We start from the raw sequence: 20,491 nt of genomic DNA on the forward strand, positions 1-20,491 counted from the left end.
TTTCCGATTTATAGTCAATGTACGGAAAAATTCCGTACATTAAAGATCACTTCTGGAGTAAAAATGTCAGCACTGAAAAAACAGCGCATCGACCTCAGGTTAACGGAAGAAGACAAGGATCTGATCGAAGAGGCTGCGGCGATGACTAACCAGACAATTACCCAGTTTATGGTTAACAGTGCCTCTGAACGTGCTGCAGAAGTCATTGAGCAGCATCGTCGTCTCATCCTCAATGAAAATTCGTGGAACCGGGTGATGGATGCGCTCGACAATCCGCCAGAGCCGAACGACCAGCTGAAACGCGCAGCGAAACGCTTACAAAACATGGAGTAAGGCGTGACTAAACTGACGATAAGGATGTTTTCGCATGAGGCACGCTATGATTTAACAGACTTCAATTGCGGGGATAGCACCCTGAATCGTTTTCTGTTCGATCACCTTGCATGCCAACACAGCGGGCGCCTGCTACGCGCCTATCTTCTTGTCACCGATGACCCTGAGCCAAAAGTGCTGGGTTACTATACGTTGTCCGGCAGTTGCTTTGAGAAAGAGACACTGCCCTCAAAAACGCAGCAGCGCAAAGTGCCGTACGTCAATGTGCCCAGCGTCACGTTAGGACGTCTCGCCATACATCAGGATTTCCAGGGACAGGGCTGGGGGATGACGCTGGTGACCCATGCCATGAAAGTGGTCTACCTGGCCTCACAGGCCGTTGGCATTCACGGCATGTTTGTGGATGCACTCAACGATAAAGCGAAAGCGTTTTATCTCAAGCTCGGCTTTATTTCGCTAACCGGCAGCAATGCCAACTCTCTTTTTTATCCTACAAAATCAATCGAGAAGCTGTTTGTTGAGTAAGTTGCGAATCGCCGGGTGGCGCGTAGCGATCCCGGCGTACGGGATACACACCTCAACGGCGGAAATACCGGTTAATGGCCCGCTGGCCTGACGCCGTCACCGTCACTTCACGAAACCCTTCCACCCGCTGGATCCAGCCTTTGGCTTCCAGATGAACCAGCAGCGCTGCACCTGCCTCACCGCCCAGATGGAAGCGGCGCTCGCTCCAGTCCATGCAGGCACTACAGGCTTTTCGCCGGGTGTTAGCCTTAAGCGCGATACCCAGGGCCAGAAACGCCTCGCGGCCTTTCCCGGTGAGGGCAGAACCGTCCGCCATCAGCCAGCCCTCGGCCTGCATAAAATCATAGATTTGCACGGCGACCGTGCCCGCCAGATGGTCGTAGCAGGTGCGGGCATAACGCATCGACGCAGGCGCGGTGGTTTCCGGTGGCGTGATGCGGCTCCACGATAGCCCCATCATCTGCTCCACCAGCTCAGCGACGTCGTGCCCCGCCAGACGATAGTAGCGATGCCGCCCCTGAGAAAGGCAGGTAATCAGCCTGCCGTCCACCAGCCGGGCGAGATGGCCGCTGGCGGTTGAAGGGGCCACATTCGCCGCCGCGCTAAGCTCCGTGGCAGTCCACGCCCGCCCGTCCATCAGGGCACAGAGCATTTTGATACGCGACGGGTCGGCCATCGCCGCTGCGACAGCCGCAACGGCCAGCTCCAGTGCGGCGCTGTTATCAGGAGGTAAACTCGTCTTTAGCATTGGCAGCCCATGGCGCGGTGATCTCTGCGGCCAGCTTATCATTATCCGTCAGCAGAATAAGGTGATTCGCGTGATCGCTGTACTGCGTCAGGATAGTCACCCCCTGCGACGCCAGCGCCGCGGCAATCTCACCCAACTCGCCGGGGCGCGCCTGTTTCAGCTTATGGATCAGCGGTTTTCGCACCGCTTTCACATTAAAACCCGCGGCAAGGAGCACGCGCTGGGCCTTTTCGCCCTCCTCCACCAGGAAATGCGCCTCTACGCCAAACACGCCGCCGCCCTCCAGCCCTACGCCGTTGCGCCCCAGCAGTTGACCAAAACGCGCCAGCTCGCCGGGTGTGTCGTTGAATATCACATGGATGTCATACATCGGCGTGCCCTCTGGTTTCTGAGCTGTACTCCCGCACCACCTGCGCCACGCGAATACGGTAACAGGAAAAAATGGACGCCCGCCCTTCGGCCTGCGCGGCCTGGTGAAACACGTTTTGCTTCCAGTGGCGAATCGCCTCTTCATCCCGCCACCAGGAGAGGGAGAGAATTTTGCCCTCGGTAGTCAGGCTCTGGAAACGTTCGATATCGATAAAACCGTCGATATCCGCCAGCAGCGGCTTCAGCTCCGCGGCCAGCTGCAAATAACGCGCCTGATGCGCGGGCGCGGCTTTGGCTTCAAACAGGACTGCGATCATGATGTCTCTCCGTTGTGAGGTTAAGGAGAGCATGAAGGAAAGAGAAACGTGATGCTTCGGTGATGAACGAAATGTCGCTTTTGTGCGCCGGGGTTGCCGGGTGGCGCTGCGCTTACCCGGCCTACCCAGGTACGAACCGTAGGCCCGGCAAGCTTGCGCCGCCGGGCGTTTTTTAGCCAAGGATCGTCTTCGGCTCCATAAACGCGCTGATGCCCCAGGCTCCCATCTCACGCCCCACGCCGGAGTGCTTAAATCCGCCAAACGGCGCTTTGGGCTCGTGTGTGAGGGTATTGACCAGCACGCGACCCGCCTGGATCTGCTGCGCCACGCGCCGGGCACGCCCGCTGTCGCCACCCAGCACCAGCGCGCTCAGGCCATAGTCGGTGTCATTGGCAATAGCAATGGCCTCCGCCTCATCGCGGTAGGCGATCACACACAGCACCGGACCAAAAATCTCTTCCCGGGCGATAGCCATCTGGTTATGCACATCGGTGAACAGCGTTGGCCGGACAAACCAGCCGTCCCGGGTACCCTCCGGCCGCCCTACCCCGCCCGCCAGCAAACGCGCCCCCTCTACCAGCCCTTTCTGAATATACCCCTGCACCCGTTGCCACTGTTTTTCGCTCACCATCGGGCCGACCACGGTCTTCGCATCGCGCGGATCGCCCGACACCACCGCCGCGACAGCCTGGGCCAGCGCCTGCTCGAATTCAGTCTTACGCGACTGCGGCACCAGAATACGCGTACCGGCCACACACGCCTGCCCGCTGTTCATCAGCCCGGCCTGGATCGCCAGCGGAACCGCCTGTCTGATATCGGCATCCTCAAGAATGAGCGTCGGGGATTTACCGCCCAGCTCAAGGGTAACGCGGGTAAAGTTCTCCGCCGCGTTGCGCAGGATCGCTTTGCCGGTGCGGGTCGACCCGGTAAAGGAGATTTTTGCCACATGCGGGTGACGGCTAATCGTCTCCCCCACCGTATCACCGCGTCCGGTGACGATGTTAAACACCCCCGGCGGCAGATCTGCGGCATGCAGCGCCTCGGTCACAATCTGCGTTTGCAGGGCGCTCATCTCGCTGGGCTTGATCACCGCGGTGCAGCCTGCGGCCAGCGCCGCCGCCAGTTTGCCGCAGATAAAGCCCGCATCGCTGTTCCACGGGGTGATAAGCCCGGCGACGCCAAGCGGGGTCATCTCTACTCTGGCCGCACCCGCGACGGTGGTAAATTCGAACGCCTCCAGCGCCTCAATGGCCTGGGCGATCACCTCCGCCGGATAGCTTGCCATCCACGCCGAGCGCGACGCGGGGGCACCATACTCCTCAACCACCGCCTCCAGCAGATCGTCGTGACGGGCGGCCACCGCCGCGTGCATCCGTTGCAGGGCGGCAATGCGCACCTGCTTTGTGGTTTTCGACCACGCCGGAAACGCGGCGCTGGCCGCGGCAATGGCACGTTCGCCATCCACCGCGTCGGCCAGACGCACCTGACCGATGACGCGTGCCGTCGCCGGGTTATACAAATCGAAGCGCTCCGTGCCGTGTGGGGTGACAAACTCACCGTTGATATAAACCTGTTCGATGTGATGCATAGCGACCTCCTCAGACTGGATAAAGCGAGTCTGACACGCCTTCTCCGTTACGATAATCCACGCTATGCTGCAAAGGTTGTTTCAATTTTCAGGATAATCTATGCACCGTTCAGGACTGACAGAGCTGGAAGTGGTCATGGCCGTAGTGCGTCGCGGCAGCTTTCGCGCCGCCGCCCAGGAGCTGGGGATGTCGGCCACCGCCGCGAGTAATGCCATTGCCGGGCTCGAAAGCCGCCTGCAAACGCGCCTGTTCAATCGCACCACCCGCAGTGTGGCCCTCACCGAGGCGGGGCAACGCTTTGTCGCGCGCGTGGGGCCGGCTTTGCAGGAGATCCGCCAGGCCAGCCTGGAGATCCACAGCGATGCCGACGAGCCCGCCGGCATCCTGCGCCTGAACGTGCCGAACAACGTCGGCGCCCTGTTCCTGGACGCGCTGCTGATCGACTACATGATCCGCTACCCGAAAATGCGCGTCGAAGCGGTAAGCGAAGCGCGGATGATCGATATCGTGGCGGAAGGGTACGACGCCGGGATCCGCCTCGCGGAATCGGTCCCGCAGGATATGATCGCCGTGCCGCTTACCCCCGATATCCGCCAGCTCATCACCGCCACGCCAGACTATTTTGCCCGTCACGGCATTCCGCGTACGCCGGACGATCTGCTGCAACATCAGGGGATCGGCATGCGGATGGCGCACGGCGGGATCTACCGCTGGGAGCTGGAGCGGCGCGGAGAGCAGATTGCTCTGGCGGTGGTGCCCCGTTTTGCCACCTCGGATCTGTTTGCTTCGATCCGGGCGGTAAAAGCCGGGCTGGGGGTGGGATTTTTACCGGAACTCTATATTCAACAGGAGCTGCAAAGCGGGGAACTGGTGAGCGTGCTGGAGGAGTGGACGCAGCCCTTTGCCGGACTGCGTCTCTATTACCCTGGCCATCGTCACGTCCCGCCTGGGTTGCAGGCGCTGGTGGCGATGATCCGCGAGCGGGGCCTTACTCGAGGTTAGCCTTGTTGAGGCCGTAGGCACCGTCGAGGGAGCCCGGTTCCATACGGGAGGTGATGCCTAAGCGGTTCCAGGCGTTGATCGCCACAATGGCAAAGTTCAGCTCTGAAATCTCCTTTTCTGAGTAGTGTTCCGCCACGCTGCGGTAGAGGACGTCGCTGATCCCGTGCGGGCCGATCTGCGTCAGCGCTTCGGCGAAGGCCAGCGCCGCTTTTTCCCGGGCGCTGAACAGCGGGGATTCACGCCATGCGGCCAGATGATAGAGGCGCAGCTCGCGCTCGCCAGCAATTTTCGCCTCTTTCGCGTGCATATCCAGACAGAAGGTACAGCCGTTGAGCTGGGAGACACGAATGTCGATCAGGTGCTTCAGCGCCGGGTCGAGGGAGGTCTGGCTCACCGCCATGCTCAGGTCGGAGAGCGCTTTAGCGAGGGCAGGTGTGGCTTTATGGTGGTTAACGCGCGTGCTCATGGTCTTTCCTCTTTTGTGCGGTACAGGTCATGCGATGGGGCAAATTTACGCCGTTAATGACATAGTAAAAAGATACAAAAACCGCGAAACGAGGTAGGACATGAAACCGGGTTATCACCAGATCTATACCCGCTACCGGGACAATATCACCCGCGGCATACTGAAGCCCGGCGACAAAGTGCCCGCCATTCGTGTGCTGGCGGAGGAGCTGAAGGTCGCGCGCAAAACGGTGGAAACCGCCTACGCCATTCTCATCGGCGAGGGGTATCTGGTGAGCCAGGGGGCGCGCGGTACCCGGGTAAACCCGGACTTAAACCTCCCCGCCGCGCCACCGCCGCCCGACGATCCCGTCACCGGCACGTTACCGGAGTCCCTGGTCAGCCAGCGCGAACGGGCTGGCTTTTTACGCCCCGGCATTCCGGCGCTGGACAGCTTCCCCTACAAAAAATGGCTGCTGCTGGCGGGCCAGGCGGTGCGCGCCATGCGCCAGGAGGAGATGCTCAACCCGCCGGTGATGGGCTGGGCTCCCCTGCGCCAGGCGATTGCCCGCTACCTGAACATCTCCCGCGGGCTGACCTGCACGCCGGATCAGGTGCTGATCACCAGCGGCTACAGCGGTAGCCTGCGCCTGATCCTTGATACCCTAGCCAGCCGCAACGACAAGGTGGTGTTTGAAGATCCGGGCTATTTTATGGGCCAGCAGCTGCTGCGGCGCATCGTGCCCCGGCTCTATACGGTGCCAGTAGATCGCGCGGGGATGGACACAGACTACCTGCTGCACCACCACGCCGACGCCCGGTTTGCCATCGTCACCCCGTCGCACCAGAGCCCGCTGGCGGTCACTCTCTCGCTGCCGCGCCGTCAGCAACTGCTCGACTGGGCCACCCGTAACGAGGCGTGGATCGTTGAGGATGACTATGACGGCGAGTTTCACTACACCCGCAAGGTGCTGCCGTCGCTGAAAAGCCTCGATCGCCAGGATCGGGTGATCTACATGGGCACCTTCAGCAAAACCGTGATGCCGTCCCTGCGTCTCGGCTATGTGGTGATGCCCGCCAGCACGGTAGCGGCTTTTAACGACTGCGCCGATCTGCTCGCCAGCGGCCAGCCGGTGCTGACGCAAAAGATCCTCACCGCCTTTATCAACGAGGGCCACTTCTTCCGCCATCTGAAAAAGATGCGCGCGCTCTATCAACAGCGACGCGACTGGATGATTGCCGCCCTGCACGCGGTCTACGGCGACCGGTTTTTCACCGAGCAGAACGACGGCGGGATGCATATCGTGGCGTTCTTAACCAAAGGCAGCTGTGATCTGGAGATCGCCCACTGCTGGCAACAGCAGCAGCTCCAGGTGAATGCCCTGTCGGCGTGGTACAGCGGGTCGGGCAAACGCTACGGGCTGGTGATGGGGTATAACAACGTGCGGTCGTATCAGGAGGCACTGGCGCTGCTGGAAAAACCGAAACAGCAGACGCTGGCACTGTTGCGCTGACAAGCGCCGGGTGGCGGCTACGCCTTACCCGGCCTACGGTTCGCGCCCTTGTAGGCCCGGTAAGCGCAGCGCCACCGGGCGATAACTGCGCAAGCTAAAAATCATACCGTGACAACCCGATGTCCTTTAAATCTTCATCACTTAACTCGCTCAAAATCCGGCGCGTGCGGTTGATGCGATACCAGCGGACAAGGGCTTTTCCCATCCAGATAAAGATTGCAAAGGGGCGTTTGGCTCGATTTTCGTGGAATTCCATGATGCTCTCCTCGGGGTGTCTGAGGGGTTATCATCACGGATCCCACACCTTGCAATACAGATTCAAAAATTACTTTTTTTTAACATACAGATCGTCTAAAACAGGAACTGCATGGCAGTTTTTACCGCCATCTGTACCGGTTTACTTTTCTGTATGGTGAGAATAAGGGATACAGCATGACGCGCTACCAACATCTGGCCAATCTTCTGGCGGAACGCATTGAACAAGGGCTCTATCGCAGCGGGGAACGTTTACCCTCGGTGCGCGCCCTGAGCCAGGAGCACGGCGTCAGCATCAGCACCATACAGCAGGCCTATCAGATCCTCGAAAACTTACAGCTGATCGCCCCCCAGCCGCGCTCGGGCTATTTTGTCGCGCCGCGAAAGGCGCAGCCGCCGGTGCCGGCAATGTCGCGCCCGGTTCAGCGTCCGGTGGAGGTAACCCAGTGGGATGAGGTGCTGACCCTGATGGAGGGGCGCAACAAAACCGACATTACGGCGTTTGGCGGCGGTCAGCCCGACCTGACCCAGCCAAGCCTCAAGCCCCTGTGGAAAGAGCTGAGCCGGGTGGTGCAGCACAGCGTTAAAGAGGTGCTCAGCTATGACGAACTCGCCGGGCGACGTGAACTGCGCGAGCAGATCGCCCGCCTGATGCTGGACGCCGGATCGGTGGTCACCGCCGACGATCTGATCGTCACCAGCGGCTGCCACAGCGCCCTCTCTCTGGCGCTGCTGACCATCTGTAAGCCCGGCGACATCGTGGCGCTGGAATCCCCTTCTTTCTACGGCACCATGCAGATGCTGCGCGGTCTGGGGATCAAGGCGATCGAGATCCCCACCGATCCGGTAACGGGGATCAGCGTCGAAGCCCTGGAGCTGGCGCTGGAGCAGTGGCCGATCAAAGGGGTGATTGTGGTGCCCAACTGCAATAACCCGCTGGGGTTTATCATGCCCGAAGCACGCAAGCGTCAGCTGCTGGCGCTGGCCCAGCGGCACGATATCGTCATTTTTGAAGATGATATTTATGGCGAGCTGGCGTTCGAGTATCCCCGCCCCTCCACCATTCACTCGCTGGACATCGATGGCCGGGTGCTGCTGTGCAACTCCTTTACCAAAACTGTCGCCCCCGGGCTGCGGGTGGGGTGGATTGCCCCGGGCCGCTATCACGACCGGATTATGCACATGAAGTATGCCGCCAGCGGCACCAACGTGCCTGCCAGCCAGCTGGCACTGGCTACCTTTATCCGGGAAGGGTACTACCACCGCCACGTGCGGCGGATGCGCCAGATCTACCAGCAGAATATCGAGACCTACACCTGCTGGGTCAGGCAGTTCTTCCCCTGTGGCATCTGTGTGACCCGCCCGATGGGCGGCTACATGCTGTGGGTGGAGCTGCCGGAACATGTGGATATGGTCTGCGTATCGCGGGAGTTGACGCGGTTTAACATCCAGATCGCCGCCGGATCGCTCTTCTCGGCCTCCGGCAAGTACCGGAACTGTTTGCGGATCAACTGCGCCCTGCCGCCAAACGAGAAGCACCGTGCGGCGGTAGAGCAGATGGGGGAAGCGGTGAATATTGCGATGGCGGAGTAACGCGGTACGGCCTGTTCGCCGGGTGGCCGCTACGCCTGACCCGGCCTACGGTTCGACTCTTTTGTAGGCCCGGTAAGCGCAGCGCCACCGGGCATTTTCACATCAGAACGTCCACGACACGCTGCCGACAATGCTGCGCTCGGCGCCAAAGTAGCAGTAGGAGAGCGAGTTACAGGCCGCCACGTAGCTTTCGTCCGTCAGGTTGTTAACGTTGAGCTGGGCGCTTACCCCGGTCAGCCCCACCTTCGACAGGTCATAGCCCACCGCCAGATCCACCAGCGTGTACGACGGCAGGGTGTGAGTATTCATACGATCGCTGGTCACGCCGTTGACGTAACGCACACCAGATCCCACCGTCAGGCCATCCAGCGGCCCGGTTTTCACGTCATAGCTGAGCCAGCCGCTGGCCATGTTGCGTGGGGCATAGACCGCACGCTTGCCCTCTTCCTCCGGGCTGCTCTTCTTGTAGCGGATGTCGGTATAGGTATAGGCCGCCTGCAGGCGCAGGCTGTCGGTCAGCTGCCCTACCGCTTCCAGCTCCACCCCTTCCGATTCAATTTCGCCGATGGAGCGGTATGGATCGGTCGGCTCCTCTTTGGTGGCGATGTTTTTCTGGTTGATGCGGAACACCGAGGCGCTGAACTGACTGTTCATCCCCTCCGGCTCAAACTTCACCCCCGCTTCCCACTGTTTGCCTTTCATCGGGTCCAGCAGATCGCCGTTCTCATCGGCAAAGCTGGTCGGGGTAAAGGCGGTGGAGTAGCTGACGTACGGCGCGATGCCGTTATCGAACAGGTAGAGCAGCGCCGCGCGGCTGCTGAAGTTATTCTTGTCCAGATCGCTGCGGGTATCGTTGAGCTTGTCGACATTGGAGACGCTCACCTGGTCATAGCGTCCACCCAGAGTCAGGCGCCAGCGGTCCAGGGAGAGCTGATCCTGCAGGTAGTAGCCGGTCTGGCGCAGCTTGTGTTTCTCCTTGCTGTACATCGTGATGCTGTCCGGCCCGGCACCGTAGACCGGGTTAAAAGCGTCAATCGGCGGGAAGCTGCCGTAATAGCCGGTGGTGTGGTTGCTGCGATCTTGGTAATCGAGGCCAATCAGCACCCGGTGGTTCACCGCCCAGGTATCGAAGCTGCCGTCGATCTGGTTGTCCAGGGTGATGGCGTTCATCTTCTCGTCCGAGCCGGAGTAACCGCGGTTGAGTTCGGTGTTGTTCAGCCACCCCGCGGCATAAACCTGGTTCAGCTCCACTTTGGTGTGCAGATAGCGCAGCTTCTGGCGCACCGACCAGCCGCTGTCGAACATGTGCTCGATGTTATAGCCGACCATATCCTCGCGGCGATCGTACTTGTCATAATCGTCCTCGCCTTCGAAGAAGGTGTTAGAGATCATCTTTCCGTTGTGCGGCACCACGGTGCCGTCGTACGGCAGGCCAGAGTGGCTCCCGCCCTCGGGATCGCGGTGCAGGTAGGCCATCAGATCCAGGCGGGTGTTATCGGTGATGCGCCAGGTCAGGCTCGGCATCAGGGCGTAACGCTCCTCTTTCAGCGGATCGAACTGGGAGTCGGCATAGCGGGTCATGCCGCTCAGACGGGCCGCCACGCGGTCGTTATCGTCCAGCGCGCCGGTGACGTCAAACATCGCCCCGCGCTGATCGTTATTCCCGGCGAACAGCTTGATCTCGCCGCCCGGATCGAACGACGGTTTGCGCGAGGTGAGCGCCACGATCCCGCCCGGCGACGAGCGGCCATACAGCACCGAGGCCGGGCCGCGCACCACTTCGATATTTTCCAGGAACCAGGGGTCAACCACCAGCGAGCTATGGGAGTTGGTGTCGCCCATCATCTTCAGGCCGTCGAGGTAGACGTTATCCAGGCTGCCGTCGGAGAAGCCGCGCAGCACAATGTAGTCAAAGCGGTTCGAGGCGCCGATCTGGTTGCTGTAGACGCCCGGGGTGTAGCTCACCGCCTGACGCACGCTGGTAGCGCCCTGCTCCTCAAACTGCTCACGAGTGACGATCGACACCGCCTGCGGGGTCTCGATATCCGGCGTCGCCAGCTTGGTGGCGCCGCTCTGCATCTGCGAGGTGACAACAACCGTTTCGGTTTTTGGTGTCTCCTGCGCCATCAGGGGGAGCGCGAAACTCCCGGTAACCCATCCCACCAGCAGTGCCAGCCGCGATTTAGCGAACATGAAAATCTCCAGAGCTATTTCTAATTATTAATGAGAATTATTACCTTTTTCATTTAGAAGATAGCTATGCGCGCTGCCAGAGTACGTATGCGCAATGCCAAACCGCACGAATGGCGTTGGCGACGGAGGAAAAAAGGGATTAGCAGCCGTTACGGACCGCGCCGGGGCAGATACCGTAGCGACGGCGAAAGGCGGTGGCAAAGTTGGTGGCATGCTGGTAGCCCGACATCCAGGCCGCCTGCTGTACGCTGTGGCCTTCCAGCAGATAGCGGCGCGCCAGCGCGAGACGGCAGTCGCGCAGGTAGTCGAATACCGTGCAGCCATAGGCCTGACGGAACTTGCTACGCAAGCTACTGGGGCTCATCGCTGCCTGAGCGGCCAACTGGGCGAGGGTGTACTCCTGCTCCGGGGCCTGTTCCAGCAGATGGCGGATCTGCTCCAGCCGGGCCTGTTCACCGCTTGATGCGCCAGCAAGCGCCGTGCCCTGCTGCTCCCGCAGGTGCAGGCCGTGGCCGAGCAGCTGGTACATCACCCCTTCCAGCAGCAGCTGGCGCGACAGGCTGCTGCGCTCGCGCTGGCGGGCATGCTGGATCCCGGCCAGCACAAAATCTGGCACCTGCCAGACAAAGGTGGGGGCATTCAGCCTCTCCCACTGCGCCAGCAGTGAGGCAAGCAGGTTCTCCCGGCGGGCATCGTCGGGGTAAACGCCAAAAGAGAGGGTTTTCAGGGCGATATCCGCGTCATGACGGGCAGACATCGCCTGCTGCTCGCTGAGCCTGGCGCTGAAAGCCATACCCGGGCGCACCGAGTAAACCTTGCCGCTGAGGGTCAGGGTCACGCACCCTTCCAGCACCACCAGCACATAGAGCGGGCTGCTGTGGCGGGAGGTGGTTTCATAGGGTTGCAGAACGCGGACATCGGAGTGGGTTAATGAGATGCCGGACGGCAGGATCATCTCTTCGACATCGCCGTGCAGAACCGGGCTGCTGCTGGCACATGTATCAGTGAGCAGCGGAAAACGGTAGTCAATGCCGTAGCGCTCGCCAAAGACCTTAAAGTCAGCAACGGAAAAGGTTTTTTTCGCTGTGGGGGCCGGGTGAGGGAGCATTGTGTCGGACATACCTGCGCCTGGAAAAGCATATTAAAAATAAAACAGTATCACTCCTTTAACGCGGCGGCAATGCAGGCAAATTTAATAAATATTAAGCTCCGACAAGATGCCGGAGCTCAAATATATCCGCCTGGTACTGACGATTATTACGCTTCTTGCCAGCCAGCAAACACTTCTTTATGGTCTTTGGTCAGAACCACATTATTCCCGTCGATTTTATCGACCCATTCAAGCGGAATATAATGGTGTTTACCGCCGGACTCGGAGTCATTTTTTGCCAGCTTAATGCGGTTGCCGTCAAGATGGTCAACGGTGCCAACGTGGGTACCGCAGCTTGCCATTACCTGAGCATGGTCCTTGATTTCACTCTGGTTTACCATAATTAATTCTCCTCATTTGGTTTCTACGGGTGTGACACGAAACTAACTGTAGTCCATAAATAACGTTTCTACCGCCTCATTAGCATTTCGAAACATTATTTCCCGCCGCGTTTAAGGTTCGCACGAAATATATAAGAATCAACTGAGAAATATTCCAGGCACGTGATTATGTCGCATAATTATCTTCACGCACTCAACACGGAGGCATATATGGTAGAAACGCATCGTACCGAAATATCCCTGGCTCTTGGTGAAGCGGTTTTAGATATCGTCCAAAAAGGCCAGGAGGTGTCGAGAGAGAATCTGGCACGGGCCATGAAAAGTAAAGCGGAGCGAGAACCTGATGACGAGCGCCTTCTTGATTACTGGAAAGCCTGTCATATCCTCGCCGCTTAAAGGTGGCGGCGTGGGGCCTGTGCCCCGCGCCGCCTTTGCGATCACTCGTCGAAGAACCAGTAACCCTGGTTAATCAGTCCGGTCAGCTCTATCACAAATGCCGGATTTTGCAGGGCATCCCCCAGCTCCGCACGGCTAAGCTCGGTGTAGCGACACAGTGCATCCGCTGCGTTTGCATCCGACACCTCCAGCCGCTCGCTGTTGATAAAGAAGCTGCCCCCGACATTCAGCACCCGCAACCCGCTCAGGCGAGTCAGCGTTTCGCCGCCCGTCAGCGCGTCGAGCACCTCTTCCGGCGTGTACTCCGGTTCCGCCGGGGCAATATCCAGCTCGTGGCGCGGCGTGGAGATGAAGCTGCCAAACCACTGTGTAAAATCGTCTGGCTTGCTGATCATGTCGATCATCATCTTGCGCAGACGCTCAAGTTCATAGGCTTCAACCCGGCCCGGATGCTCCCGGCAGGTGAGATCCGGATCGCTGTAGTGCTCCCCGCCCAGATCGTTTTCCAGCGCGTAATCGGCAAAGCTGCTGATCAGATCCCGGCCATTCGGCCCGCGGAAGCCTACGGAGTAGTTGAGCGCCGTCTCGTGGGTGAAGCCGTCGTGCGGGAATCCAGGCGGAATATAGAGAATGTCGCCCGGGGCCAGATCTTCATCGATGATCGGCTCAAAAGGATCGACATGCAGCAGCGCCGGATGCGGGCAGAACTGACGCATCGGCAACTTGTCGCCTACGCGCCAGCGACGGCTACCCATCCCCTGAATGATAAACACATCGTACTGATCGATATGCGGGCCTACGCCGCCGCCCGGCACCGAGAAGGAGATCATCAGATCGTCCAGACGCCAGTCCGGCAGCACGCGGAACGGGCGCACCAGTTCGGCAGAAGGTGCGTGCCAGTGGTTTACCGCCTGCGCCAGCAGCGACCAGCCGGTTTCGCCTAAGCCATCGAAGTGTTCAAACGGACCGTTGCTGGCATGCCATTTGCCCTCTTTATGGCTCACCAGGCGACTGTCCACCTCCGGCTCCATCGCCAGCCCTGCCAGTTCATCGGGGCTGATAGGATCGACAAAATTGGGCAGTGCGTTTTTGAGAACAACGGGTTTCTTTTGCCAGTATTTTTCTAAAAATTCCGGCCAGTTCAGGTTGAGTTGATACGCCATGGTTAGCACCAGTTAAAAAGACAAACGGGTGTGATTATAGGAAGAGGTGGGGCCGCGCTGCCTTGTCGTGGGTCAAGGGGGAATGAAAACCTGCCGCATTCAGCCATTCGCATGACACAGGGTGACAGTTTCACGCTTTATCGTGAGCGCGAGTTACGGAGCGACTTATATCGTTAATCACTAAGAGCGTATTGTCATGAGGCCTGCGATGAGCCCGTTTATTGAACTGCCGGTTTCCGCCAGCGTAAAGACCCTGATGGGGGTATATACCCGTAAGGAGAACCCGTCCGTTTTCGCACCTGTGGCCGGTGAGCTGCCTGAAGGAAGCGTGGTTCGCATTCAGGCGGCGGTGGTGGGTGATGCGGTGCAGGGCAATCCGCACTGGTACCGGATTGATGAAGAGACCTTTATCTGGGCGGGCGCCTGCACGCCGATCCAGCCCTGTCCCGAATTTCCCCCTGCTACGCGCGTTAGCTGGACGGCGGTGGTGTTTGCGGTGCGTTAGGCGCTGATAACCCGCACATCCTCTGCCGTAAACGCCGCGATCGCCTCCTGATCCAGGCTCGCTTCCACCACCAGCACGTCGATATCGCGGCTTTTCGCCACCACAAAGCGCGCCACGCCGGGGATTTTGTCGGTGGTGAGCGCCACGATGCTCTGGCTGCTCTGGCTAATTACCGCTTTCTTGAACTCGCAGTCAGCAAAGTCGAACCCGGTCAGCCCCATGCCGGGGTCCATCGCGCAGCCGCCGATAAACGCCTGATCGAAAATCATCCCCTGGATCTGGCTCGCCGCCGTCGCCCCCACGGCCCCGCCGGAGCTGCGCTGGATCTGCCCGCCGGTGATGATCACCTCGCACAGGGGGAGACGCAGCAGCTCTGCGGCGATGGCCGGGGAGTTAGTCACCACGGTGACGGCCAGATCCGGTGGTAGCGCCTTCGCCAGCGCAAGGTTGGTGGTGCCGGTATCGATAAAGATACAGCTGCCCGGCTTGATCAGGGTTGCCGCTTTCTGCGCGATCGTGGCTTTTTTTGCATGGTTTTGTTGCTCACGGCTGTAGAAGTTCCCGGCATCGGCCAGCTGTAACACCGCGCCGCCATAGACCTTCTTACAGAACCCTTCTTTGCTAAGCTCATGTAAATCACGGCGAATCGTGTGTTCCGACACCTGCATGCGGATCGCCAGGTCGGCGCAGACCACCCGGCCATTTTCATGCAGGATCTGTCGGATCCGATCTTGTCGTTGTTTCGGGAAAGCTGCATAATCGAGCATAAATTATCTTCTCTGGATTTGAATCGAGCAACAATGCGCATAATGTTGCATGAACGCCTGCTCTGTCAATCCATGCCATCACAACCGGAGCGTCACAATGAAGCGCGATGATGATTACCATCAGCAGGTGCCCGCCACTCAGCCCTATGACGGCTTCCTGTTTGAACCTGTAAACGCAGATGCGCGCGCCGGGGAAACGGTGCAGCGCAAGACGCCTGCCTCCCCGTTACTGAAACCTGATAAGGATGTGAAATGACCTCTCAGACCACCGGAGCCGTTCACCGGCTTGCCACCCGGATCGTCTTTTTTATTGCCGGCTACGTGACCGCCACCTGGGCGGTGCTGGTGCCTTTCGCCAAAGCCAATACCGGCGTTAACGAGGCCACGCTTGGTTCGCTCCTGCTCTGTCTGGGGATGGGGGCGCTGATTGCGATGCCGCTTACCGGGATACTCACCAGCCGCTACGGCTGCCGCCGGGTGATTATCACCGCGATGGCGATCGTCCTGCTCACTACCCCACTGCTTGCCATCATCCCGGATCCGCGCCTGCTCGCCGCCGCATTGCTGCTGTTTGGCGTGGGGGTCGGCGTGACGGACTGCGCCATGAATATTCAGGCGATCATCGTTGAACGCGACGCCCCCGGGCCGGTGATGTCCGGTTTTCACGGCATGTACAGCGTGGGCGGCATCGCGGGCGCCGGAGCGATGACCCTGCTGTTGACCCTCGGGGCCAGCGCTTTTGTCGCCTGCCTGATCATCATCCTGAGCGTTATCCTGATGCTCGCTTTCAGTCTGAAAGGGCTGCTGCCCTGGGCCAATCCCGCCTCTGGCCCGGCCTTTGCGGTGCCGCGGGGCGTGGTGCTGCTGATCGGCCTCATCTGCTTCGCGGTGTTTCTCGCCGAAGGCACGGTGCTGGACTGGAGCGCGGTGTTCCTGACCGAGGTGCGCGGCGTGCCTGAATCCCTGGGCGGGCTGGGCTTCACCTGCTTCTCGGTCGCGATGACCTTTTTCCGCTTAACCGGCGATAAACTGATCGCCCGCACTGGTGCCCTGCGCGCCGTGGTGGGGGGTGCCATCGTGGCCGCCGCAGGGTTTGCGCTGGTGACCTTTGTCCCGCAGTGGCAGTTGTCATTGCTGGGCTACGTGCTGGTGGGCGCCGGTTGCGCCAATATCGTGCCGGTGATGTTCTCCGCCGTTGGCCGTCAGACCCGTATGCCGCAGGCGGTTGCGGTACCAGCCATCACCACCCTGGGCTATCTCGGCGTGCTTGCCGGGCCCGCGATTATCGGTTTCGTGGCGCATGCCACCTCTTTAACCCAGGCGTTTATGGTCATTATGGTGCTGATGCTGGTCGTCGCCCTGCTCTCCGTGACCGTCACCACCTCTCAACCCGCCCGCAGCGAGGGATAAGATGAATATTGCACACGTCGCACTCTGGACTCACAACCTGGATGCCCAGGTCCACTTCTGGGAGACGGTTTTTGGCGGCCAGCGTAACGAACGCTACCTCAGCAAAAACCGTCCGGGCTTTAAATCGCACTTTATCACGCTTTCCGACGGACCGACCATCGAGCTAATGACGGTGCCGGATCTGCCCGATCGCCCGTCGCACCCGGAGTTTGTCGGCTGGGCGCATATTGCCCTGAACGTGGGCAGCAAGGCGGATGTGGATCGGATGGCGGAGCAGGCGCGGCTGAATAACACGCTGCTGAGCGCCCCAAGGATGACGGGTGATGGCTATTATGAAGCGGTCATTGCGGACCCTGACGGGAACCGTATTGAGCTGGTGGGGGAGTGAGACAGCGCATTCAGGACTGAAACACATCCGGATAATTCGTCACTGCCTCCCCTGAACAGGCAGTGACGCAATTCAGATAAATCCTATAAGATACGGATTATCTTAATTTCTTTATCCTACACATGGAGTGCGTCATGGTTCAGGATTCATCTGCGTTAGCCCCTTTCTTCAATGCCCACATTGCAAAAAACGATCGGTATAGCCCGGATTGGGGTAAGCGCTACCGCAAACTTGTTGACAAGATTCAGGCAGAAAAACCCAATTTTAGCGCGGATACGATCCGACAGATCTGGTATGAACGCAGCAATGGTATCTCAAGCCTGAAACAGGGCGGCATGTCCCAGTTTGAATTCGAATCTGCGCAAAAACAGCTTCTCGCTCTTACCCGTCAGATAGCTAAAGAGTGCTCCCTGGACAATTACGAACAGGTAATTAAACGCCTGAACAAGCTGAAAGCTGACGGCGTGCTGAACAAAGTTTACTTGGCATTGTGCCATCGCGCCTTTGCAGCCTTTTATCCTCAGCAAATCACTAATGTCGTCAACGTTAGTTATTTTTTCAGTAGCTATAACTACTGCAATAACCATTTTCAACTCGGACTTCCAGAGGAGCAGGGATGGTTTGCACGTAATCTGGATCTCAAAAAAGCGCTGCATAGAGCATTGGGTGATGAGATCGATCCTATCGAACTTAACATGTCGCTCTGGCATCTCTATAACCAGGTGATTGAGAAAAAAAATGATATCACGACACTCGGCAGTGACATGACCTCCTCAGAGGAGGAGCAGGACGAAAAAGTGAGCACTCCGCAACTGCCGAAAAATACCATCCTTTACGGCCCGCCTGGTACCGGTAAAACCTATCGCACTATTGCCCTGGCTGTGCGTGCCTGCGAACCCGAAGCGTACTTGCAGCAGTTTGGTAAAGATGAAACCGAAAAACGCCGCGAGCTAAAAAAAATCTACGACCATCTGATTGCTGAAAAACGGGTGCGTTTTATTACTTTCCATCAGAGCTTCGGCTACGAGGAGTTTATTGAGGGGTTAAGAGCGGAGACCACTGACGACGGCAATATTCGCTATGAAATCAAACCGGGTATTTTTAAACAAATCTGTGAGGATGCCGCATTCGGTCACGCAGGCGTTCAGCTAAAACTTGATAAAGCGCTTGCCCGCCTGCAAGGGCGTCTGGCAGAAGGCGAGAACATTACCCTTGAAACGCAGCGAGGAAAACCTTTCCAGCTGACTTATAAGAGCCAGACCACCTTTGGGATCTTCCCGTCGCAATCGAAAAAAGATGATTTAGGCCAGGGCTATAATGCCTACCTCAAAGACATCCGTCTGGTTTACCAAAACCCGAAGGCTGAAGTACATAATCCTTCATATGTACGCAGCATTATTAACTATCTGGTTGATCAGGGCGAAATATCCTTAAACCCTGAGGAGACGCCTGAAAAACGACAAAACTACGTCCTGATTATTGACGAAATTAACCGTGGCAATATCTCTAAAATTTTCGGCGAGCTGATCACGCTGATTGAAACTTCTAAACGCGCCGGAGAGCCTGAAGCGCTTAGTGTTATGCTGCCATACTCCGCCACCTCATTCAGCGTGCCAAATAATCTCTATCTAATTGGTACTATGAATACCGCCGACCGCTCTCTCACTGCGCTGGACACCGCCCTGCGACGCCGTTTCGAATTTGAAGCCATGCTGCCAGATATTGATGTTCTGGCTAATACCATCGTTAAGGGCATAAATCTGCCGCGCCTGCTGCAAACCCTAAATGACCGCATCCAGGTACTGTATGACAGCGAACATACGCTGGGTCACGCCTTTTTCATCCCGGTTGTGCAGGCCAGAGAAGACGAAGAACTGGCCTTTGCAAGACTCAAGCGGATCATGAGAAATAAGGTTCTGCCGCTGCTGGAAGAGTACTTCTATAATGACTGGCAAAAGATCCGCATGGTGCTGGGCGATAACCAGAAAGACGAACAACTGCAATTTATCCGCGAGGTAAAAGATCAGAAACAGTTCGCTGACCTCTTCGGCATGAGTGGCACTAACGACCTGCAAGAGATCGGCTCCCGTTTCTTGCTGGCTGACGAAGATGACGACATCTGGAATAACCCACTCGCCTGGCAGCAAATTTATGCCTTACGCAAAGGTAACGGGGAATGAGCTCCCGACAACATTTTACCGTCTTCGAATACGGACACCTGGTAAGCGAAAAAGATAGCGACCGCGTAGCTCATGCGGTCGCCTTGCCCGCTCGCCTGTTTGAGTGGCTTGAGCAGCGCGCTCTGAGGGATGATGCGGAGAACACGCATCGCCTGCTTACTTTACGTAGCCGGGGTGGTGTAAAGACCCTTCAGGTAAAGAATTGTGCCGGGGTGATCGCCCTGCCCGGCAATAGCTTTATTGAAGTGCTGCCAAAAACTGGACACAGCGAAGAGAATGTCGACATTGCACGTCAACAGCTCCTGATGATGCTGCGTACGCTAAAATCCTTTCGCCATATTGCTACCTCCACATCCAGCATCAGGACCTCAAAAATGCCGCTGTTGGATGTGTTTATTCAGCAATTTATCGATAGCGTACAGCAAATTGTGCGTCAGGGCCTCAAACGAGACTATTTGCGTCTTCAGGATAATTTGCCGTGGATGAAGGGAAAATTGCAGATCTCCGCCCAGCTCAGCAAAAATTGTGTAAGAAAGGATCGTTTTCAGGTTGAGTTTGATGAGTACAACGTTGAACGCCCGGAAAATTGCATCCTGAAAACCGCGCTTGCTAAGGTCTATCGCCAGACGCGCCATCCACAACTTTTGCAGCAACTTCGCCCATTGCAGGCACACTTTGAAGATATCCCGTCCATCAACGATGTTCGCGTTGCCTTCGACCAGGTGCGGCTGGATCGCCATATGCACCATTACGAACATGCACTCGCCTGGGCCCGGTTGATCCTGCTGGGTCAGTCGCCTCACTGTATGCAGGGGGAATCCAGCGCCATCTCTCTGCTTTTCCCAATGGAGGCGGTATTTGAGTCTTTTGTCACGGCATGGATGCGTCATCACTATCGCCACAGCTGGCATGTGGAGCCACAAGTCTATGAACATAAACTGGTGCGATTCAACAGCGATGAACTCTTTGCTCTTTGGCCCGACATCAAATTAAGGCCGCGAGAGGGAAGCGCTGGAGCGACAATCATTTGCGATATTAAATGGAAAATTGCGGACGATCGTAAGGCTCAGCTCGATCAGTCCCGGGACGATCTCTTTCAGATGCTGGCATACGGGGTGAACTACCTACAGGGCAACGGGGATATGTTACTTATTTACCCTGCTCACGATCATTTTAATCAGCCGCTGCAAATGCCCTACGAATTTTGCAATACAGGTATACGCTTATGGATTGTACCCTTTTATATTGGCGAAACCCTGCAAGCGTCTGAGCTGCGGCTACCCGATGCGCTGAGCCTGCAATAATTCGC

At 57.9% G+C, this 20,491-nt stretch carries 23 protein-coding genes; 12 read left to right on the plus strand and 11 right to left on the minus strand.

All coding sequences use genetic code 11. The features are described from left to right. Nucleotides 1–63 precede the first annotated feature (63 nt). Nucleotides 64–333 carry a DUF1778 domain-containing protein gene (locus DVA44_RS21035; protein ID WP_103823103.1) on the plus strand — a complete coding sequence of 90 codons (270 nt, stop codon included), beginning with the start codon at nt 64–66 and terminating at the stop codon, nt 331–333. 3 nt (nt 334–336) lie between these two features. After that, on the plus strand, nt 337–858 hold the full coding sequence (locus tag DVA44_RS21040) for an N-acetyltransferase (RefSeq protein ID WP_114388041.1): 522 nt from the start codon (nt 337–339) through the stop codon (nt 856–858). Between the two features lie 52 nt (nt 859–910). On the opposite strand, the gene DVA44_RS21045 is transcribed toward DVA44_RS21040, so the two are convergent. The 4 genes from DVA44_RS21045 to DVA44_RS21060 form a co-directional block, all read right to left on the minus strand. After that, on the minus strand, nt 911–1,606 hold the full coding sequence (locus DVA44_RS21045) for a helix-turn-helix transcriptional regulator (protein ID WP_114388042.1): 696 nt from the start codon (nt 1,604–1,606) through the stop codon (nt 911–913). Continuing rightward, the gene (locus tag DVA44_RS21050; RefSeq protein ID WP_114388043.1) at nt 1,581–1,976 is read right to left on the minus strand and encodes an amino acid-binding protein; all 396 of its coding nucleotides are present in this window, start codon (nt 1,974–1,976) and stop codon (nt 1,581–1,583) included. The genes DVA44_RS21045 and DVA44_RS21050 overlap by 26 nt, the downstream gene beginning before the upstream one ends. Further along, on the minus strand, nt 1,969–2,292 hold the full coding sequence (locus tag DVA44_RS21055; RefSeq protein ID WP_114388044.1) for an antibiotic biosynthesis monooxygenase: 324 nt from the start codon (nt 2,290–2,292) through the stop codon (nt 1,969–1,971). Before DVA44_RS21055 ends, DVA44_RS21050 begins: the two co-directional genes overlap by 8 nt. Before the next feature lie 172 nt (nt 2,293–2,464). Continuing rightward, on the minus strand, nt 2,465–3,880 hold the full coding sequence (locus tag DVA44_RS21060) for an aldehyde dehydrogenase family protein (RefSeq protein ID WP_114388045.1): 1,416 nt from the start codon (nt 3,878–3,880) through the stop codon (nt 2,465–2,467). 100 nt (nt 3,881–3,980) lie between these two features. Between DVA44_RS21060 and DVA44_RS21065 the strand changes: the two genes are divergently transcribed. Continuing rightward, entirely contained in the window at nt 3,981–4,883 is a 903-nt protein-coding gene (locus DVA44_RS21065; protein WP_103823097.1) for a LysR family transcriptional regulator, read from the plus strand. On the opposite strand, the gene DVA44_RS21070 is transcribed toward DVA44_RS21065, so the two are convergent. Then, a complete protein-coding gene (locus tag DVA44_RS21070; RefSeq protein ID WP_114316000.1) occupies nt 4,870–5,349 on the minus strand; it encodes a carboxymuconolactone decarboxylase family protein in 480 nt (159 codons plus the stop codon). The genes DVA44_RS21065 and DVA44_RS21070 overlap by 14 nt on opposite strands. A gap of 100 nt (nt 5,350–5,449) precedes the next feature. Here DVA44_RS21070 and DVA44_RS21075 point away from each other — a divergent pair, with 100 nt between their 5' ends. Continuing rightward, nucleotides 5,450–6,841: a PLP-dependent aminotransferase family protein gene (locus DVA44_RS21075; RefSeq protein ID WP_114388046.1), complete on the plus strand. Its 1,392-nt coding sequence runs from the start codon at nt 5,450–5,452 to the stop codon at nt 6,839–6,841. Between the two features lie 94 nt (nt 6,842–6,935). Here the strand turns inward: DVA44_RS21075 and DVA44_RS21080 are convergent, their stop codons facing one another. Further along, nucleotides 6,936–7,097: a DUF1127 domain-containing protein gene (locus tag DVA44_RS21080; protein WP_114388047.1), complete on the minus strand. Its 162-nt coding sequence runs from the start codon at nt 7,095–7,097 to the stop codon at nt 6,936–6,938. A gap of 176 nt (nt 7,098–7,273) precedes the next feature. Here DVA44_RS21080 and DVA44_RS21085 point away from each other — a divergent pair, with 176 nt between their 5' ends. Then, nucleotides 7,274–8,689, plus strand: a complete 1,416-nt coding sequence (locus DVA44_RS21085) for a PLP-dependent aminotransferase family protein (protein ID WP_114388048.1) — start codon at nt 7,274–7,276, stop codon at nt 8,687–8,689. 102 nt (nt 8,690–8,791) lie between these two features. On the opposite strand, the gene foxA is transcribed toward DVA44_RS21085, so the two are convergent. From foxA to DVA44_RS21100, 3 genes are all read right to left on the minus strand, one after another. After that, nucleotides 8,792–10,900, minus strand: a complete 2,109-nt coding sequence (gene foxA, locus DVA44_RS21090; protein WP_114388049.1) for a ferrioxamine B receptor FoxA — start codon at nt 10,898–10,900, stop codon at nt 8,792–8,794. Nucleotides 10,901–11,021: 121 nt separating this feature from the next. Continuing rightward, nucleotides 11,022–12,002, minus strand: coding sequence for a helix-turn-helix domain-containing protein (locus DVA44_RS21095; protein WP_114388050.1), 981 nt, complete (start codon nt 12,000–12,002; stop codon nt 11,022–11,024). A gap of 137 nt (nt 12,003–12,139) precedes the next feature. Next, complete coding sequence (locus tag DVA44_RS21100; RefSeq protein WP_103178088.1) at nt 12,140–12,373, minus strand: DUF2171 domain-containing protein; 234 nt, start codon at nt 12,371–12,373, stop codon at nt 12,140–12,142. Nucleotides 12,374–12,583: 210 nt separating this feature from the next. Between DVA44_RS21100 and DVA44_RS21105 the strand changes: the two genes are divergently transcribed. Next, on the plus strand, nt 12,584–12,769 hold the full coding sequence (locus tag DVA44_RS21105) for a DUF2767 domain-containing protein (protein WP_114317151.1): 186 nt from the start codon (nt 12,584–12,586) through the stop codon (nt 12,767–12,769). Nucleotides 12,770–12,810: 41 nt separating this feature from the next. Here DVA44_RS21105 and DVA44_RS21110 read toward each other — a convergent pair whose 3' ends face one another. Then, nucleotides 12,811–13,932: a cupin domain-containing protein gene (locus tag DVA44_RS21110; RefSeq protein ID WP_114388051.1), complete on the minus strand. Its 1,122-nt coding sequence runs from the start codon at nt 13,930–13,932 to the stop codon at nt 12,811–12,813. Nucleotides 13,933–14,140: 208 nt separating this feature from the next. Between DVA44_RS21110 and DVA44_RS21115 the strand changes: the two genes are divergently transcribed. Beyond that, nucleotides 14,141–14,437 carry an SH3 domain-containing protein gene (locus DVA44_RS21115; RefSeq protein ID WP_114388052.1) on the plus strand — a complete coding sequence of 99 codons (297 nt, stop codon included), beginning with the start codon at nt 14,141–14,143 and terminating at the stop codon, nt 14,435–14,437. Here the strand turns inward: DVA44_RS21115 and DVA44_RS21120 are convergent. Then, entirely contained in the window at nt 14,434–15,204 is a 771-nt protein-coding gene (locus tag DVA44_RS21120) for a DeoR/GlpR family DNA-binding transcription regulator (protein ID WP_114388053.1), read from the minus strand. The genes DVA44_RS21115 and DVA44_RS21120 overlap by 4 nt on opposite strands. Nucleotides 15,205–15,301: 97 nt before the next feature. On the opposite strand from DVA44_RS21120, the gene DVA44_RS25755 reads away from it, so the two are divergent. The 5 genes from DVA44_RS25755 (at nt 15,302) to DVA44_RS21140 (ending at nt 20,486) form a co-directional block, all read left to right on the plus strand. After that, nucleotides 15,302–15,460 carry a hypothetical protein gene (locus DVA44_RS25755; protein ID WP_168194500.1) on the plus strand — a complete coding sequence of 53 codons (159 nt, stop codon included), beginning with the start codon at nt 15,302–15,304 and terminating at the stop codon, nt 15,458–15,460. Beyond that, nucleotides 15,457–16,614 carry an MFS transporter gene (locus tag DVA44_RS21125; protein ID WP_114388054.1) on the plus strand — a complete coding sequence of 386 codons (1,158 nt, stop codon included), beginning with the start codon at nt 15,457–15,459 and terminating at the stop codon, nt 16,612–16,614. The genes DVA44_RS25755 and DVA44_RS21125 overlap by 4 nt, the downstream gene beginning before the upstream one ends. 1 nt (nt 16,615) lies before the next feature. Beyond that, entirely contained in the window at nt 16,616–17,002 is a 387-nt protein-coding gene (locus DVA44_RS21130; protein ID WP_114388055.1) for a VOC family protein, read from the plus strand. Nucleotides 17,003–17,136: 134 nt separating this feature from the next. After that, entirely contained in the window at nt 17,137–19,182 is a 2,046-nt protein-coding gene (locus tag DVA44_RS21135) for an McrB family protein (protein WP_114388056.1), read from the plus strand. Continuing rightward, complete coding sequence (locus DVA44_RS21140; protein ID WP_114388057.1) at nt 19,179–20,486, plus strand: McrC family protein; 1,308 nt, start codon at nt 19,179–19,181, stop codon at nt 20,484–20,486. Before DVA44_RS21135 ends, DVA44_RS21140 begins: the two co-directional genes overlap by 4 nt. The last annotated feature ends 5 nt before the right edge of the window (nt 20,487–20,491 follow it).

The sequence above is a fragment of the Leclercia sp. W17 genome, from assembly GCF_003336325.1.
Classification (GTDB): Bacteria; Pseudomonadota; Gammaproteobacteria; order Enterobacterales; family Enterobacteriaceae; genus Enterobacter.